Below are 270 nucleotides of genomic sequence, written 5' to 3'. Positions count from 1 at the left end.
CCGGTCGCCGTTGAAGTCGCCTCCGAGCCATTGGGTGGAGTCGAGCCAGCCGCCGGCGTTGGTGGCCCAGTGACTGCGGGTGAAGCCGGTGCCGGTGGAGAGGCTCACTGTCAGTGTGTTGGTGCCGCCGTTGTTCCAGATTGCGGCGATGTCGTCCTTGCCGTCGGCGTTGAAGTCTCCGTCGACCCATTTGGCTGCGTCGATCCAGCCGCCGTCGAGGTCGCTCCACTGGGTCCATCCGGGGAAGCGTGAGCCGTCGGACAGGAAGAC

At 66.3% G+C, this 270-nt stretch carries 1 pseudogene; it reads right to left on the bottom strand.

Annotated elements, in window-relative coordinates:
* A pseudogene (locus ADK60_RS27735) lies at positions 1–270 on the bottom strand (hypothetical protein); the annotation flags it as partial.

The sequence above is a fragment of the Streptomyces sp. XY431 genome (assembly GCF_001279805.1).
GTDB lineage: Bacteria > Actinomycetota > Actinomycetes > Streptomycetales > Streptomycetaceae > Kitasatospora > Kitasatospora purpeofusca.
Note: the sequence above shows the minus strand (reverse complement) of the source record. Positions and strands in the feature narration are given on the sequence as shown.